This is a genomic window from Nereida ignava (genome assembly GCF_001049735.1).
Lineage (GTDB): Bacteria > Pseudomonadota > Alphaproteobacteria > Rhodobacterales > Rhodobacteraceae > Nereida > Nereida ignava.
Window position 1 is genome coordinate 1 of record NZ_CVPC01000044.1, and the last position, 3,086, is coordinate 3,086.

Annotated in this window: 4 protein-coding genes; 2 read left to right on the forward strand and 2 right to left on the reverse strand. The window is 52.7% G+C overall.

The annotated features are described in order from the left end of the window. A partial coding sequence (locus tag NIG5292_RS15375) for a cytochrome d ubiquinol oxidase subunit II (protein WP_144412763.1) occupies positions 1–156 on the reverse strand: 156 nt, incomplete at its 3' end. A 2-nt stretch (positions 157–158) separates the two neighbouring features. After that, on the reverse strand, positions 159–1,550 hold the full coding sequence (locus NIG5292_RS14120; RefSeq protein ID WP_233488243.1) for a cytochrome ubiquinol oxidase subunit I: 1,392 nt from the start codon (positions 1,548–1,550) through the stop codon (positions 159–161). 200 nt (positions 1,551–1,750) lie between these two features. Here NIG5292_RS14120 and yghX point away from each other — a divergent pair, with 200 nt between their 5' ends. Beyond that, entirely contained in the window at positions 1,751–2,665 is a 915-nt protein-coding gene (yghX, locus tag NIG5292_RS14125; protein WP_048600182.1) for a YghX family hydrolase, read from the forward strand. A gap of 205 nt (positions 2,666–2,870) precedes the next feature. Beyond that, positions 2,871–3,086, forward strand: a 216-nt coding sequence (locus tag NIG5292_RS14735; RefSeq protein WP_267884473.1) for an MBL fold metallo-hydrolase, incomplete at its 3' end; no start/stop codon positions are given.

Below are 3,086 nucleotides of genomic sequence, written 5' to 3' on the forward strand. Positions count from 1 at the left end.
AACCAGACGGTCTTTTTCATCGTCATTGGAAAGGGGCATCAGCAGCCCAACCCCAAGGTCAAATCCATCCAACACCACGTAGATTAGAATGGACAGACCCATCAGGGCCGCAAAAGTCCATGGCAGCCAGATTGCGGGATCACCGAAATAATCCATCATTATTCTCCTGGTTGCAGGTTGGATGCTACCGCTTCGCCACGACGCGGGTAAGTACGTGATGAGAACGGCTCGCCACGGGTTGCCTTGCGCGCGAGATACGTGATGACACCAATATAAGCCACGATTAGCACCGCATAGACCACAAGATACCCAATCAGTGTGCTCAGAACCATTGCGCTTGGTACGTCGCTGACGGCATCTTTGGTGGTGAGCACGCCTTGAACAAGCCATGGCTGCCGCCCGATTTCAGTAGTGTACCAACCGGCCAATGTCGCGATCCAACCGCTAAAGCTCATGGCACAGAAAGCATAAAGAGCCGCCCTGGGCATCGCCTCGGCGCCGTATTTGCGCAGCATCACAACACCACCCCATGACAGTAACAGCATTGCCATGCCTGTGCCCACCATGATGCGGAAGCTGAAAAATACTGGCGACACGCGCGGGTGCAACACCTCACCATCCTCAGTGACAAAGTCATTCAGGCCAGGCACGACACCGTCCGCTTTGTGGGTCAAGATGAGTGAGGCACCATTAGGAACAGCAATCTCAAAGCGGTTTTCACGCGCCTCTTGGTCGGGCAGGGCAAACAGCACCAACGGCACATTCGGGCCTGTCTCCCAGTTGCCTTCCATCGCTGCTACTTTTGCAGGCTGATATTCGAGCGTGTTTAGTCCGTGAAAATCACCAGCCAGAATTTGCAGCGGGATAAGTCCAGCACCAGCAATGACACCAACGCGAAGCGCGGTCTTTACGTCCTCGCCGCGGTCGCCCCACAACATCCGCAAGGCCGAAATACCCGCCACCAAAAAGGCAACTGTTAGTCCAGATGCCAGCATCATGTGAATAAAGCGATACGGCATTGAAGGGTTGAAGATGATCTCAAGCCAGTTGGTTGCGTGCACAACGCCGTCAATCACCTCATAACCTTGGGGGGTGTGCATCCATGAATTCAGCACGATGATCCAGAACGTCGACATTGTCGTCCCGAAGGCGACCAAAAACGTGGCCAAGGTGTGCACCCAAGGTTTTACCCGTGAGGCACCAAAAAGCATAATCCCGAGAAATACCGCCTCAAGGAAAAATGCAGTCATGATTTCATAGGCCAGTAGGGGGCCCGCCACATTGCCAACGGTTTCCATGAAGCCGGGCCAGTTCGTGCCGAATTGGAACGACATCGTGATACCGGACACGACACCCATGGCGAAAGATAACGCAAATACCTTCACCCAGAACATGTAGGCGTCCATCCACTTTTGCTCTCCGGTCGCGGTGAAGCGCACCTTAAAGAACAACAATACCCACCCTAATGCGATGGTGATTGTTGGAAACAGAATGTGAAACGAGATATTCGCACCAAACTGAATACGGGAAAGAAGAAGTGTGTCCACCAGAAGCTCCAGAAAGAAAAAAGATAATTTCTGAGCCTGAAGTATGCTGCACTGCCCTACAGGGGAAGATCATGCGACAATAGGCGCACATGTCTGACAGCACCGTGAACCCGCAAAAATGCACACAGACATGTGATCTGTTGCGGTGGTCATCGCGCAATAGTGAAATACTTCTGTTTAATTGGTAACCTGGAGTAAATGAGATGACTGTTCAAACAAACGCGCGCCGCTTGACGGCTGATGACTTCGATCAAGACCTTTTGGATCTCTACGACTATTACGCCCACGGCAAGATCTCGAAACGTGAGTTTTTGGATCGGGCGGGCAAATGGGCTGTTGGTGGCATTACTGCTGCTGCGATTTTAGGAACGCTATCGCCAAATTACGCGCTGGCCGAGCAGGTTGCCTCAGATGATCCGGATATCGTGGGTGAAGACATCACTTACGCAAGCCCCGATGGAACCGGCGACATCAACGCATATCTTGTGCGTCCTGCTAATATTAACCCAGAGCGCCCACCGGCGGCTATTTTGGTGGTTCATGAAAACCGTGGTTTGAACCCGTATATTCGTGACGTTGTCCGTCGTCTTGCCAAGGCAGGCTTTATCGCGATGGGCCCAGATGGCCTGTCATCCCTTGGAGGGTATCCCGGCACGGATGATGAAGGCCGGACAATGCAGCGGACCTTGGATCAGGGCGCGCTTTTGAATGACTTTTTTGCGGGCTTTGAGTATTTGCAAAACCTTGAAGGCACTAATGGCAAAGTTGGCGCGACTGGTTTTTGTTATGGAGGCGGCGTCGTCACACGGCTTGCAGCGGCGTATCCTGAGATGGCAGCGGGTGTGCCTTTTTATGGCTCATTCCCAGATGCAGAGCAGGTAGCACGGATCAATGCGCCACTGATGGTTCAACTTGCAGCATTGGATCAGCGCATCAACGCGATGTGGCCCGCCTTCCAGGTTGCGATGGAAGAGAACGACAACCCTTACGAGGCTCATATTTATCCTGGCGTGAACCACGGATTTCACAATGACACGACACCGCGCTATGATGAGGCTGCGGCCAAGCTTGCCGAGCAACGTATGGTAGCGTGGTTCCGCACGTATCTCGCTGGTTAAAGGAGACGCTGTCATGCCGTTGTTCAATATGCTTTCTAAGCTTGCCCAAGCACTGTTTGTAATCATGCTCACAACACTTCCGGGCACGGCAGAGCAACAAGCCATTGAACACGGCACCAGCTTCTAACGCATCTATCAAGCGCAGCAGACTTCTGCGCTTGATAGGCTTCCACAGATTGTCACGACATCGGGTGCAAATGTCACAATTGTTTGGGATAACACCACCATTTTGATCGACCCCACAGGTTCCCAAATTCAATACGCTGCTTACGGTTCACCGGATATTGTGGTGCTGACACGGGCACATCCGGACCACCTCAGTGTGCGCACCATGATCGGGATGCTACGCCGCAACACCGTCGTACTGGCGCCGCAAGCCGTGATTAATGAGCTGCCTTTAATGATTTCAAACAATGTCATC

Coding starts and splice junctions, on each gene's coding strand:
- yghX (WP_048600182.1), top strand. CDS start 1,751: ATGACTGTTCAAACAAACGCGCGCCGCTTGACGGCTGATGACTTCGAT.